The sequence below is a fragment of the Kamptonema sp. UHCC 0994 genome (genome assembly GCF_029167235.1).
Classification (GTDB): domain Bacteria; phylum Cyanobacteriota; class Cyanobacteriia; order Cyanobacteriales; family Microcoleaceae; genus Kamptonema.
The window spans coordinates 1-12,552 of sequence record NZ_JARFTR010000264.1; the positions used below are offsets into that span (position 1 = coordinate 1).

Genomic DNA, 12,552 nt, shown 5'->3' on the forward strand with positions numbered 1-12,552 from the left:
CGGTATGTCACCGCCCAGAGGGCGGCGTTACGTAAGTTCTCAAAACAATAAAGTTGTCCTAACCTAGTTACCTTGGTATTTGCTATAAGATGAAAAGTTGTATGGCAGTCAAAATTGTTAGCAATTAGCAATTAGCAATTAGCAATTAGCAATTAGCAATTAACCTGCGATCGTACAAATGAAATGGTTATACCTCCTCCTATTTAGCTAAATACTTACTATGGATTCATCTGTTCCTTCTAAAAAATCTCGACCTCGACTACCAAACCAGGCAACACTGGCTAAGTTATTTCACTGGCTAAATATCATTAGTTTAGTAATGATGATTGGTAGTGGATTGCAAATTTACAATGCTAATCCAGTTTTTGGGGGGAGAGGGGGATGGCAATTTCCATCTATAATTTTGTTAGGTGGTTGGCTCGGTGCTGGTAGGCATTGGCATTTCGCTGCCATGTGGTTATTCGCACTCAATCTTTTTTGGTATGGGCTTTATATTTTCATTACCCGCCGCTGGCAGCATCGTTTTCTCGGCTATAATGACCTCAAAGCTTTACAGAATTCTCAAAATGTTAAGCGCAAAAATTATTCATGGCATCGCTTAGCTTACACAGCAATTATTCCGGTTTTACTGCTAGCTGTATTTAGTGGGCTGGGAATGTATAAACCTGCTCAATTCCACTGGATTGTTGATTTATTTGGCAGTTGGCAGGCTCTGAGAATAGTTCACTTTATATCGGTTCCTACTGTCATTATTTTTTCACTCGTTCACTCTTGGCTAGGCCTCAAGGTTGGGGGTTTTCGCCTGATTAAGTCAATTTTTTGGTAGAGGTTTTTTAATGTTTCCAAATTCTCATAAGTCATGGCAACGCCGCCAATTTCTTCAATTATCTGGACTGGCTGGTATCGGTTTAATTTTGGACAGTTGTGGATTAGTTCCCTCCGATAATATAATTGGTAAAAGTTTTGAACCTTTCAACGAAAGTGTAGAAACCTTGTTATTTAATCCTCAAAAACTTGTACCGGAATTTCCACCTAGTGCCATAGAACCTGATGCCTTAATTATCAATACTTTTGATTCAACTCCAGAGCTTGATGTAAAATCTTTTCGCCTGATAATTGATGGTGATGTAAATCGTCCTCTGAATTTAAGTCTAGAAGAAATTAAAGTTATGCCTTTGACTGTAATGACAATTCGTCATGTTTGTGTGGAGGGTTGGGCCGCTATTGTGCAGTGGGGTGGGGTGCGGTTGCGGGATTTAGTAGCTCTTGCTCAACCAAAGGCAAATGCTCGCTACATTTACTTTAAATCTGCCGATGACTACTACGAAAGTTGGGATATTGCTTCAGCTTTGCATCCTCAAACTTTGATGGCTTATCAAAAGAATGGTAATCCTTTGAGTATCGAAAATGGCGCACCTTTACGTCTAGCATCGCCAATTAAGCTAGGTTATAAACAGAGTAAGTGGGTAACTAAAATTACGTTAGTTAGTGAATTACTACCAGAAAAAGGTTACTGGGAAGATCGAGGTTATGAGTGGTTTGGAGGACTATAATAGTAACTTGCTTCTTTATGTTTAATCGGTCGAGATTGGTTTGTTGATTAGCAACTGGATGATGTATAATGAAGAAACGATTTTTTTTGCAAGCTGGTGGAGGAATGGTAGGTATGGCATGGTTATCTCGCTATTTACCTTGGACATCAAAAGTTATGGCATCTTCTAATGACGTTTTTGAAGTTACTAAAAGTGAAGAGGAATGGCGTACAATCTTGACTGCTCAACAGTTCCAAGTGCTGCGCCAACATGGTACTGAACGCGCTCATACTAGCCCTCTCGACAAGGAATATGGGAAGGGTATATACGCCTGTGCTGGCTGTGATTTGCCACTTTTTTCATCGGAAACTAAATTTGATAGCGGTACGGGTTGGCCAAGCTTTTTTGACCCGATACCAGGGGCAATTGGCACATCTGTTGATAATTCTTTGTTTACAACTAGAATTGAAGTACATTGTCGTCGCTGCGGTGGGCATTTGGGTCATGTATTTGATGACGGCCCTAAGCCAACTGGTAAACGCTACTGTATGAATGGCGTGGCTCTCAAATTTATTGGTGGGTGATATTCTGCTACAAAGATTTGATTTTTGTAACGCCGCCGTCCCGGCGGTATCTTCATCCCCAAGATGAAAGATTTGATTTTCGTAACGCCGCCGTCCCGGCGGTATTTTTACCGCCAAGATGGCGGCGTTACGCGATTGGTAGATAAATCCTGTGGAATCAACCTGTTTGGCTATCTTTTACTCCTGTACTAGAACCCCAAGATGTCAAGAAAACAGACAATTGCCTAACTGTAACAATGCTTAGGCCGGACTTTAGGGGAAATCCACCTCTGACACTCCCCACCAGAGTTAAGACACAGTAAAGCTTTTATCGATTTCCAAAGGCGTATTGGCTGAAGCTGATTAAAAATCAAGCGAGACAGTTGAGGAACTAGAACGAATACTATACAAAATCTTAGGCGCTTTCTAAATAATGAGTTCATAACTCAAATACAGGCGCTCTATGAAAACCTCACTCAAACTTCAATTCGCTGCTCTTGCTGCTACTGCTATCGGCACAATTTCTGCAATAACTCCCGCGATTGCGGCTTTCACCTTTGGTCAAAAAGATGTTGATCAAACTAAATTTGTAGCCGCCGCAGTTCCATTTCGAGGCGGTACTACTCACCAATTAGTAATTCTAGAACAGGTATCGAATAAACGCGCTTGCTGGAGTGAAAGCGGCAATCGTCCTGTTACTGTAAATCCCCTACTATTAAAGTTTAATTTCACGGGAATTTGCGGACGCGCTACTGATAGTAATGGCTACTCTATTCGGGTTGCTGGAACTGATTTAGGGATGCAATATAATCTTAATATTCAGCGCGTTAATGGAGAGATGGTACTGGTTGGCACTAATCGCCGCAATCCTTCTGCTGCGCCGATGGTGATTGGTCGTACTCGCGGTGTTGCTAATGGTTTAACTAAGATTTCTCTGGAACCAGGCTGGCGCTTTGCTAAGCGGACGTATAATGGTAAGATGCTAGGGCATATTTATCTTACTAATAATAACATGGCGTTAGTGAATCGGTGAACGGCCTATAGTAACCGCCAAGACGGTTAGGACACTCGCTTATTGCTGAAACCATTGATTTTATTTCCCTCTTCCCTAGCCCCTAACTAGAGCATTACGCAATTGTTTACACCTAACAAAATCTTCAGTGTAGATGCGCTTTCGGTTCGTCTCTACGAGACTGAGAGACAATTAGCAAACGACGCGGCACAAATTGCACAAACTTATTTACAGGAAACTCTGACTAAACAGGGGAGTGCTACTGTACTTCTTGCGACTGGTAATTCGCAAATTAAATTTTTGGAAGCTTTGATTGTTTTAGGAGGTATAGATTGGTCTAAAATCACTTTTTTCCATTTGGATGAGTATTTGGGAATTGATGCTAATCATGCTGCTAGTTTCCGCCGCTATATGCGGGAAAGGGTGGAAAGTCGAGTGCATCCTGGGGTATTTCACTACATCGAAGGAGACGCGGCTCAACCGCTAGAGGAGTGCGATCGCTATGCTAAACTTTTACAGGAACAGCCGATTGATTTGTGCTGCCTTGGTTTAGGCGAAAATGGGCATTTGGCTTTTAACGATCCGCCTGTGGCTGATTTTGGCGATCGCAGAAGTGTAAAATTAGTAAAACTCGATCTGGCGACTCGCCTACAACAGGTAAATCAGAGTCTTTTTTCCCATTTGGAAGCTGTGCCCCAGTATGCTTTTACAGTTACTCTACCATTGCTTGGCTCGGCTAAGAAAATTATTTGCCTCGCACCAGAAAAACGTAAGGCTTCTGCGGTTAAGGAGATGCTTTTGGGGTCAATTAGTGTTGTACTTCCCGCTTCATTTCTGCGAATGCAGGCTCAGGCAACTCTATTTTTAGATATAGATTCAGCCAGTTTACTTTAGTAGAAGGCAGAAGAAAGAAGAAACAATAAACAAGAAAGAAGGCTTATACAGCAAGCTTTTTTATCATCCATATTTTACATTTAAATGTGTTTAAACAGTGCGAATTAAAATTCTAATAGGGCTTACACAAAACCATCCGTAACGCCGCCATCTTGGCGGTTCCTATTTTTTGAGGAGAGGAGGGGATCGAGCTTACCACATCGCGATCGCATCTCAACAGCCCGATACCGTTGATTTAAGGCAAACATCCCCACCTGGTATTAACTCAGATATTGTTACATCTGTCAATAGATTGTTAGGTTTAATTAGCTATAATTTTTATGTCAAATTAAGATTCGCGTATCCTGATTGTTGTAAACTTATTAAAAAATTATTTAAAGTTGTTTGAGAAGTAAACCGATGTTTGAAGAAAACTACAGGTTCCAGGTTTACCCCTTACCTGCAAACAATCGCTGGAAGTGGCAAGTGCTCCTCCCGACAGGGGCCATATTCACATCCAAAGAATATTACCCTACCTCGGATCAAGCTATCTGTGCGGGTCAGCATTGGATTGATGTAGAAACAGCGTTTAACGCTCTAAACCGCTCTCTATCTCAAATTTGCGGCGAAGGTACGATTACTCAGAAGGAATATGCCAATTTAATGAGATCCTTTGTGAGGATCACTGGGCACTCTTTTGAGAAGTAATGCCATTTCACCTTAAGTTTGATAATAATGATTTCAAGACTTACACATTGCTAACGAAACGCCGCCGTCTTGGCGGTAAAGATACCGCCAAGATGGCGGCGTTAAAAACAGCTTTGGGTAAGTCATAGATTGAGATTATTGTGCGGGTTAGCCGATATCCTGTAGGCAACCCTCCCCAAAAACTGTGACATTCCAGAAATAAATTTTCTACAAAACCCTCCTCAATCAAAACATAATCTGATTTTTGAACCGCAATCGCACTTGCATTTGTTTCAATGTGGGCTAGAATAGACCAACTATTTGCAGTGAGCGATAACGTGAGAGCAAAAATCCTCTTGTTCTTGAAAGCGATTCCGAGTTGGGCGAGTAAATCTCGCTTCAGAAGTTTTGTCCGCAATTGCAGACAAAATTTCCTCTCATTCCTTTGGTTGGGATTCCTGACTTTTTTGGTGGTAATAATAGTTATTCCCGTAATAGCACAGTATCCCCAAACTAGCATTGCTCAAGTTCCGTCTTCTTCTATTTCCAATCCGATTGAAAAAGGTAGAATTCTTTATGAGGCGGGAAGGTTTTCTGAGGCAGCAGTAATTTGGCAACAATCAGCTCAAAATTATGAGGCAAAAGGCGATAGTCTCAATCAATCTCTTAGTTTAAGCTATTTGTCTTTGGCTTATCAAGAATTAGGAGTTTTGCCAGCAGCAGAAAAAGCTATTACTTCTAGTCTCAACTTAATTAACAACTCCTCAATTAATAATTATTCCTCGGCGATTGTGCTCGCTCAAGCCTTAAATATTCAAGGGCGTTTGCAGTTGGCAGCAGGACAAACTGAAGCTGCTCTTGATACTTGGAAAAAAGCAGAAGCATCTTATACTAAAGCTGGAGATGAAACTGGAATTTTAGGCAGTCAAATTAACCAAGCCCAAGCCTTACAAACCTTGGGTCTTTATCGTCGTGCTAAGGCAATGTTAGAGCAAGCAAATCAAAAATTGCAAGCCCAAGCTAATTCTATATTAAAAGCTACAGGATTGCGAAGTTTAGGAGTTGCTTTACAAGTCGTGGGAGACTTGCGTGAATCTCAGAAAATATTAGAGCAAAGTTTGCTAATTGCTCAGCAATTACAGACTGCCAATCCAGGGGCAGTGGCTATTGAAAAAAGAGAAGTCAGTGCCACCTTCTTAAGTTTAGGAAATACCGCCAGAGCTTTGCAAGATTCTAAAACTGCTTTGGCATACTACCGACAAGCAGTTCAACTTTCCACCTGTACTAACACTGAGAATAATTGCCAGAACAATCATATTAGCATACAGGCTTTACTCAATGAACTCAGTTTGAGTATAGAAACTAAAAACTTAGCAGATATTACCTCTTTATTGCCTCAAATTGAAAATCAAATAACGAACTTGCCACCCAGTCGAGCTACAGTTTATGCTCTAGTTAATTATGCCCAAAGTTTGAGCGTAATCGAAATACCAAAAGAGCCATCAACTAGCGATAATTTCGCCGTTCAATCCGTTCAAAAATCCATTACAAAACAAGCAGCTCAAGTATTAGCTACAGCTATTCAACAAGCGACTGTATTGCAAGATTCAAAAGCAGAATCTTATGCTTTGGGAGAGTTAGGAAAACTCTATGAACAGTCCACACAGTGGGAAGATGCAAAAAATTTAACTCAGCAAGCTCTGATAATTGCTCAAGGAATTAGTGCTGACAATATAGCCGCTCGTTGGCAATGGCAGTTAGGGAGGATTCACAAACAGCAACAAAATTTGCCGATGGCAATTGCAGCTTATTCAGAAGCAGTAAAAACCCTCCAATCTCTGCGAACTGATTTAGTTACTATCAATCCTGATGTTCAATTTTCTTTTCGTGAAAGTGTGGAGCCAGTCTATAGAGAGTTAGTAGAGTTGCTATTAGATACTAATCCCAGTCAAGAAAATCTTAAGGAAGCACGAAAATTAATTGAAGCATTGCAATTGGCAGAATTAGATAACTTTTTCCGAGAAGCTTGTTTAGATGTTAAACCGCAGCAAATTGATGAAATAGATCCGCAAGCAGCGGTGATTTATCCGATTATTTTAGCAGAGCGTTTAGCGGTAATTCTCTCCCTGCCAAAACAACCATTATACTATTACGAAACTAAATTGCCTAAAAACAATTTAGAAACCACCTTAGATGAGATGTTGCAATCTTTAAATCCTGCTTTCTCAAGCCAGGAACGCCTGCGGCTTTCTCAACAAGTTTACACTTGGCTAATTCAGCCATCAGAAGCAGATTTAGTCAAATATAACATTAAAACCCTAGTATTTGTCCTTGATGGAATTCTTCGTAATTTGCCAATGGCTGCTCTTTATGATGGCAAACAATATCTGATCGAAAAATACAGTGTTGCTATTACTCCGGGTTTGCAGCTACTAGAAGCACGAGCCCTTGGTCGGAGAAAAATCAAGGCTTTAACGGGAGGATTGACTGATGCTCGTCAAGGATTTTCAGCCTTACCAGCAGTAAAATCAGAAATTAATCAAATTAGCTTAGAAATTCCTTCTCAGGTGCTATTGAATCAGGATTTTAGCGAGGTTAATTTGCAAAAGCAAATTAGTGAAAATTCTTTTCCTGTGATTCACTTGGCTACTCACGGTCAGTTTAGTTCTAATCCCGAAGAAACATTTATCCTGACTTGGAATGAAAAAATTAATGTTAGAGATTTTGAGAAGTTACTGAGTAGTTCAAGAGGACAAAATGACTCTAGGAGAGTGGAATTGCTAGTTCTTAGTGCTTGCCAAACTGCTGCTGGTGACAGTAGGGCGGCTCTGGGATTGGCGGGGGTTGCGGTGCGTTCTGGTGCGAGTAGTACCCTGGCAACGCTTTGGTCTGTACGCGATGATTCTACTGCTACACTGATGGCGGAATTTTACCGGGAACTTGCTCAACCTAATATTACTAAAGCTGAAGCTCTCCGTCTTGGTCAGTTGGCTCTTTTAAAGCAATCTCGCTACGAACATCCCTTTTATTGGGCTCCCTTTGTTTTGGTGGGTAATTGGCTGTAATTGGTAAGGGGAATATCTTTTACCAAACCCTTTAATACTCTCAAATATTTGTCAATCTAACCTGTTTGCATTTTAATCTGTTTTAAAACACGAAACACTTCAGTCAAATCTTGACTGCCAGTGGGAAAAAATAGCGAATACAATCGCGATGCACTGTACAAAGGAGTTGGCTTTGCGATCGCCTTCACAAAAATAAATTCATCTCCATTGGTAATTAGCCCAAAAGATGGAAGCTCTAGTTCTGGGTTACACATCATATAGGACAAGGCTTGTGGCAATGCTAAGGAAGCCATGATGGTTCGTTTTGCCTCAATTACCAATATCCAGATGCGATCGCGCACAATTAAAGTGTCAATTCTACCGCGCAAAACTTCTTCATCGCTTTCCAAAGCGAATTCAACTGATTCTTCAGTACGTACCTCATATTCAGGTTCATAAAAGCCAACCAAGTCCAAAAGTGGCGAGATCATCAGCTTATCCACAGCACCCTCTGCTAGAATGCCGCGCCTTCTATGTCCTGCAAATCTCACCAAAAGGCGATCGAGTGTTGCTCGTTCAATCTCGGTGAGTTCTGGTAAATCGTCCTGCCACTCCCGAAAAAATGTGGGTGCAGTGCAAGGCATTAGTTGAAATTTGTTTTCAACATCTGCGATCGTTAAAATCGTTTTAGAAATAGGCAGTGTAACAACCATAGGTATATTTCTGGCTAAACAATAATATTATTTTACAACCTTATACTGCAATTCTTGTTTTGGGTATTAAAGAAGGAACAATATCAACATATTCTACCAACGAAGGAACCATACCAACAGACTCTAACAAAGAACTGGAAAATAAATAAGGGTCATGTGGCAAAAGTATATTTTTTAGCTTAATACTTGTAGCCGTTCTAAGTCTTAATTCAGGAAATCAGCTTTTAATGTGTAAGTTCTCGCTGACTGGGAAGTTAAAACCAGCAGTGGCTTTTCTTCTCTGAGCGACAGTTGCAGGGTTTTCATGCCACTTTGTAATAAAATATATCTTGGGGTTGATTTACAAAAGCTTTATAAATATACTAGGAGTGAGGCTTTATTATGAATATACTAGGGTGCGACCTCTCGACTTGGAACAACTCAAATAGGACTTACGCAGTTCTATTTGTAGCGTCGCCTTCGGGGTGGTAAAGTCACTACCCAGAAAGAGGCTGTACGTGAATTACTGGGTAGGTTCTGTCAAATAAACAACATTCCCAATTTATGATTAAGCACAATTCTTTGAAACATTTGAAGCTGTTGGCGATCGCTCTTTGCCTACAAGTGCCCTTCGCCAGCACCTTATCGGCCCAAGTACAGGCTGAGCCATCTAACCAAAAAGCTCAAACTATACCCAACCACTCCAAAGTCAGCGTCACATTCAGCCCTCCCGGCGCAGGGAAACCCGACAACTCCGCAGGGGGAGCATCCCGCAGCAGCGCCCAATGCGCTCAAGATCCTGCAAATTCTGGTCTAGCGGCGACACCTTTAACCCCGGCGAATTATCAAGCGCTAACGGTGGCGGCACGCCCAACTTTCTTTGTTTACGTCCCTGAAACTTCAGCACGAAAGGTATTTTTTAGTCTGGAAGGTGACGACAAAAACAGCCACTACCAAACGACTATACCGATTACTGGCAAAGCGGGAATTGTCAGCGTCAGCCTCCCGGATAGCGCACCGGCCTTAGAAACGGGCAAAAATTACAAGTGGTCTTTTGTGATTATGTGCGGTAATGCACTCAGGCCCGACAGTCCGACGGTAGAAGGGACAATTATGCGATCGCAGCTTAACCCCACCTTAACCAGCCAGCTAGAAAAAGCCACACCTTTGGAGCGTGCTGCTTTGTATGGCAATGGTGGCATTTGGTACGATACTCTGGCTACAGTAGCCGAACTGAGACGATTAGAACCCAACGATTCCTCCATAGAGGCGACTTGGACACAATTGTTAACATCAGTGGGATTAGATGCGATCGCTACTAAACCACTGTTGTAATAAAAAAAAGGCAGAAGGCGGAAGGCTAATGCGGAAGATAGTAAAGAAGAGTTTGGGGGGACTACTTCATTCCTAGCAACGCATCCCGTCTTTGCCTAATGAAATTGACTCAAAACTCAAAACTTATGCAGCGTGAAGCGTCGCAAGGAACGAAGCAATCTCAAAACTCCCCCCTTTTATTTCCCCAAATCGTGGTTGCTCAACTAAAATCATGCTAGCAACCCAGATTCTCCTATCAAATCTGGATGCTAATCGCAGATGTGGCCACAGCTCAAAAAGCGAATTTGGAAATGGCGTTCAGTTCTGATTGCGGCTCCCAGCGTGGCATTCTTAGTCATGGCTGCCAAATATGCGGGACTCTTACAGCTAATCGAATTAGTTACCCTCGATCAATATTTTCGGTTACGTCCCCTAGAAACTGTTGACCAGCGTATAGTTATTGTCACCGTTGACGAATCAGATATCACTCGCATTGGCAAATGGCCGATATCTGATGCCGTCCTAGCTAAATTAATTAAAAACATCAAGGCCGAGGAACCTAGAGCTATTGGCTTAGATTTTTACCGCAACTTGCCAGTACAGCCTGGGAACAAAGAATTAGTACAAGTATTTAAAACCACCCCGAATTTTATTGGCGTAGAAAAAGTCGTTGGAGATGCTGTTCCACCGCCGCCAGCATTGAGCGAATTAGATCGAGTAGGTATCGCCGATTTAGTATTAGATACCGACGGCAAAGTACGGCGAGCTTTGCTCTCTGTCAACACCGAAGATGGTCAAACTAAATTAGGTTTAGGTACAAGACTGTCCTTGATGTATTTAGAAAAAGAAGGCATTTCTCTGGAAATGATTGATGCTGCTAAAATGCACTTAAGATTAGGCAAAGCAGTATTTGTACCTTTCACAGGAAATGACGGCGGCTACGTCAGAGCAAATTCCGGCGGCTACCAGATTTTCCTCAACTTTCGCGGGCCCCAGGAAAGTTTTCCCACGATCTCAATGACACAGGTTTTAGAGGGTAAAATTCCTCCGAATTTAATGCGCGATCGCATTGTTTTAATTGGTGCAACTGCACCCAGCCTCAACGATTTACTATTAACTCCTTACAGCAAAACTTCTGGCGGTAGTCCCAAGCGGACTCCCGGAGTAGTAATTCATGCAAATATAATTAGCCAAATTTTGAGCGCTGCCATAGAAGGACGACCTTTAATTCAAGTTTGGCCGCATTTTCTAGAAGTTTTCTGGGTTTTAATTTGGTCTTCAGCGAGTGCTGGTTGGAGTTGGCGGCTGCTAGAATCAAAGCGTTTTAGAAACAATACTTTAGCTAAAGGAACGCTCTTAGTTGCGTGCATTTTAGGGACAGGAAGCAGTCTCGCTACTGTTAGCTATTTAGCCTTTCTAGGAAGTTGGTGGATACCTGTGATTCCCCCGCTACTGGGTGTAACTGGTTCTGCTGTTGCCATTGCAGTTGAACATAGTCGCAGGTTGCACCGCGAAAGCGAAAAAAGACTCGCTCAATTCTTAGAAGCTGTACCTGTGGGAGTGGCAGTAATTGATGCAGATGGCAAGACTTATTATACTAACAATAAAATACAAGAATTAGTGGGAAAAAAAGTTGCGGCCTCCGCCACCGCCAAGGAATTAGCAAAAGTTTATCAAATTTATGCAGCCGGTACAGACGAACTATATCCCAATCAAAAATTACCAATCGTGCGAGCTTTGAAAGGGGAACAAAAAATGGTAGATAATTTAGAAATTCGCGCGGCTAATGGTGAGATAATTCCTATAGAATGTCGGGCAACTCCTGTCTATGATGAATTTGGTAATATCGCTTATGCAATCGCAACTTTTACTGATATCACAGAACGTAAAAAAGCGGAAGCGGAAAGAGAAAGCTTACTAGAAGAACTATCCGAACTCAATCAAGATTTAGAAAAATCCCTCGATGCTGAACTAGAGCTTACCGATGCCTATGGCCGCTTCGTACCCCATGAATTTCTAGCCTTACTTGGATATGAAAGTATTATTGAAGCAAAATTAGGGGATCAAGTCAAGCTAGAAATGTCTATTGTATTTTCGGACATTCGTGATTTTACAACCATGAGTGAAAGCATGACTCCTGAAGATAATTTTAAATTTATTAATGCCTATTTGAAGCGCATGGAACCTGCAATTACTGCTAACAATGGATTTATTGATAAATATATTGGCGATGCAATTATGGCACTATTTAGCGGCGAAGCCGATGATGCTGTAAAAGCTGCTATTGCTATGCTTAAAGAGCTTGCTGAATACAATAAAACTAGAGGTCGGCCAGGCCGGCCATCGCTACAAATTGGGGTAGGAATTAATACAGGTTCTTTGATGTTGGGTACTGTCGGCGGAGAAAACCGCATGAACAGCACTGTAATTAGCGATTCTGTGAATTTAGCTTCGCGGATGGAAGGATTAACAAAAAATTATGGGGTGTCATTATTAATTAGCCATCACACTTTTTTACGATTGCAAAATTACGATGATTATTCAATCCGATTTATGGATAGAGTACAAGTTAAGGGTAAGTCAAAAATGGTGGCTGTTTATGAAGTATTTGATGCGGATGAGCCGGAAATGCGAGAGGCTAAGTTAGCTACTAAGCCAATTTTTGAGGAAGCTTTGTTTCTCTATATGAATGGGAATTTTACTAAATCTGCACAACTTTTTAAAGCGTGTTTATTAATTAATCCGCTGGATAAGGCAGCTAAAATTTATCTAGAACGCTGTCAAAGTTGAGTTGCGATTCCACCGTAACGCCGCCCTCTGGGCGGTATGTCACCG

General features: G+C 41.6%; 13 protein-coding genes. 10 read left to right on the forward strand and 3 right to left on the reverse strand.

Annotated elements, in window-relative coordinates; all coding sequences use genetic code 11:
* Positions 1-220 precede the first annotated feature (220 nt).
* The 6 genes from PY364_RS23255 to PY364_RS23280 all read left to right on the forward strand — a co-directional run bounded on the left by PY364_RS23255 (position 221) and on the right by PY364_RS23280 (position 4,001).
* The gene (locus PY364_RS23255) at positions 221-826 is read left to right on the forward strand and encodes a cytochrome b/b6 domain-containing protein (RefSeq protein ID WP_275526743.1); all 606 of its coding nucleotides are present in this window, start codon (positions 221-223) and stop codon (positions 824-826) included.
* Positions 827-836: 10 nt separating this feature from the next.
* On the forward strand, positions 837-1,553 hold the full coding sequence (locus tag PY364_RS23260) for a molybdopterin-dependent oxidoreductase (RefSeq protein WP_275526746.1): 717 nt from the start codon (positions 837-839) through the stop codon (positions 1,551-1,553).
* A gap of 68 nt (positions 1,554-1,621) precedes the next feature.
* Positions 1,622-2,116: a peptide-methionine (R)-S-oxide reductase MsrB gene (gene msrB / locus PY364_RS23265; RefSeq protein ID WP_343278618.1), complete on the forward strand. Its 495-nt coding sequence runs from the start codon at positions 1,622-1,624 to the stop codon at positions 2,114-2,116.
* A 63-nt stretch (positions 2,117-2,179) separates the two neighbouring features.
* Positions 2,180-2,308: a hypothetical protein gene (locus PY364_RS23270; protein WP_275526748.1), complete on the forward strand. Its 129-nt coding sequence runs from the start codon at positions 2,180-2,182 to the stop codon at positions 2,306-2,308.
* A gap of 250 nt (positions 2,309-2,558) precedes the next feature.
* Positions 2,559-3,128 carry a DUF3747 domain-containing protein gene (locus PY364_RS23275; protein ID WP_007355604.1) on the forward strand — a complete coding sequence of 190 codons (570 nt, stop codon included), beginning with the start codon at positions 2,559-2,561 and terminating at the stop codon, positions 3,126-3,128.
* A 102-nt stretch (positions 3,129-3,230) separates the two neighbouring features.
* Complete coding sequence (locus PY364_RS23280) at positions 3,231-4,001, forward strand: glucosamine-6-phosphate deaminase (RefSeq protein ID WP_275526750.1); 771 nt, start codon at positions 3,231-3,233, stop codon at positions 3,999-4,001.
* A 122-nt stretch (positions 4,002-4,123) separates the two neighbouring features.
* Here PY364_RS23280 and PY364_RS23285 read toward each other — a convergent pair whose 3' ends face one another.
* A complete protein-coding gene (locus PY364_RS23285; protein ID WP_275526752.1) occupies positions 4,124-4,249 on the reverse strand; it encodes a hypothetical protein in 126 nt (41 codons plus the stop codon).
* 151 nt (positions 4,250-4,400) lie between these two features.
* On the opposite strand from PY364_RS23285, the gene PY364_RS23290 reads away from it, so the two are divergent.
* Complete coding sequence (locus PY364_RS23290; RefSeq protein ID WP_275526754.1) at positions 4,401-4,688, forward strand: hypothetical protein; 288 nt, start codon at positions 4,401-4,403, stop codon at positions 4,686-4,688.
* A gap of 40 nt (positions 4,689-4,728) precedes the next feature.
* On the opposite strand, the gene PY364_RS23295 is transcribed toward PY364_RS23290, so the two are convergent.
* A complete protein-coding gene (locus tag PY364_RS23295; protein WP_275526756.1) occupies positions 4,729-5,187 on the reverse strand; it encodes a hypothetical protein in 459 nt (152 codons plus the stop codon).
* Between PY364_RS23295 and PY364_RS23300 the strand changes: the two genes are divergently transcribed.
* Positions 5,138-7,732 carry a CHAT domain-containing protein gene (locus PY364_RS23300; protein ID WP_275526758.1) on the forward strand — a complete coding sequence of 865 codons (2,595 nt, stop codon included), beginning with the start codon at positions 5,138-5,140 and terminating at the stop codon, positions 7,730-7,732. The two genes, PY364_RS23295 and PY364_RS23300, sit on opposite strands and share 50 nt — an antisense overlap.
* A 56-nt stretch (positions 7,733-7,788) precedes the next feature.
* Here PY364_RS23300 and PY364_RS23305 read toward each other — a convergent pair whose 3' ends face one another.
* Positions 7,789-8,424, reverse strand: a complete 636-nt coding sequence (locus tag PY364_RS23305) for a type I restriction enzyme HsdR N-terminal domain-containing protein (protein WP_275526760.1) — start codon at positions 8,422-8,424, stop codon at positions 7,789-7,791.
* A 543-nt stretch (positions 8,425-8,967) separates the two neighbouring features.
* On the opposite strand from PY364_RS23305, the gene PY364_RS23310 reads away from it, so the two are divergent.
* On the forward strand, positions 8,968-9,738 hold the full coding sequence (locus PY364_RS23310) for a DUF928 domain-containing protein (protein ID WP_275526762.1): 771 nt from the start codon (positions 8,968-8,970) through the stop codon (positions 9,736-9,738).
* Between the two features lie 258 nt (positions 9,739-9,996).
* Positions 9,997-12,507, forward strand: coding sequence for a CHASE2 domain-containing protein (locus PY364_RS23315; protein ID WP_275526764.1), 2,511 nt, complete (start codon positions 9,997-9,999; stop codon positions 12,505-12,507).
* Positions 12,508-12,552 lie beyond the last annotated feature (45 nt).

What these genes read in the sequence shown, in the direction of transcription:
- PY364_RS23255 (WP_275526743.1), top strand. Translation starts at nt 221, where the DNA reads ATGGATTCATCTGTTCCTTCTAAAAAATCTCGACCTCGACTACCAAAC.
- PY364_RS23260 (WP_275526746.1), top strand. Translation starts at nt 837, where the DNA reads ATGTTTCCAAATTCTCATAAGTCATGGCAACGCCGCCAATTTCTTCAA.
- msrB (WP_343278618.1), top strand. Translation starts at nt 1,622, where the DNA reads ATGAAGAAACGATTTTTTTTGCAAGCTGGTGGAGGAATGGTAGGTATG.
- PY364_RS23270 (WP_275526748.1), top strand. Translation starts at nt 2,180, where the DNA reads ATGAAAGATTTGATTTTCGTAACGCCGCCGTCCCGGCGGTATTTTTAC.
- PY364_RS23275 (WP_007355604.1), top strand. Translation starts at nt 2,559, where the DNA reads ATGAAAACCTCACTCAAACTTCAATTCGCTGCTCTTGCTGCTACTGCT.
- PY364_RS23285 (WP_275526752.1), bottom strand. Translation starts at nt 4,249, where the DNA reads ATGTTTGCCTTAAATCAACGGTATCGGGCTGTTGAGATGCGATCGCGA.
- PY364_RS23290 (WP_275526754.1), top strand. Translation starts at nt 4,401, where the DNA reads ATGTTTGAAGAAAACTACAGGTTCCAGGTTTACCCCTTACCTGCAAAC.
- PY364_RS23295 (WP_275526756.1), bottom strand. Translation starts at nt 5,187, where the DNA reads ATGCTAGTTTGGGGATACTGTGCTATTACGGGAATAACTATTATTACC.
- PY364_RS23305 (WP_275526760.1), bottom strand. Translation starts at nt 8,424, where the DNA reads ATGGTTGTTACACTGCCTATTTCTAAAACGATTTTAACGATCGCAGAT.
- PY364_RS23310 (WP_275526762.1), top strand. Translation starts at nt 8,968, where the DNA reads ATGATTAAGCACAATTCTTTGAAACATTTGAAGCTGTTGGCGATCGCT.
- PY364_RS23315 (WP_275526764.1), top strand. Translation starts at nt 9,997, where the DNA reads ATGTGGCCACAGCTCAAAAAGCGAATTTGGAAATGGCGTTCAGTTCTG.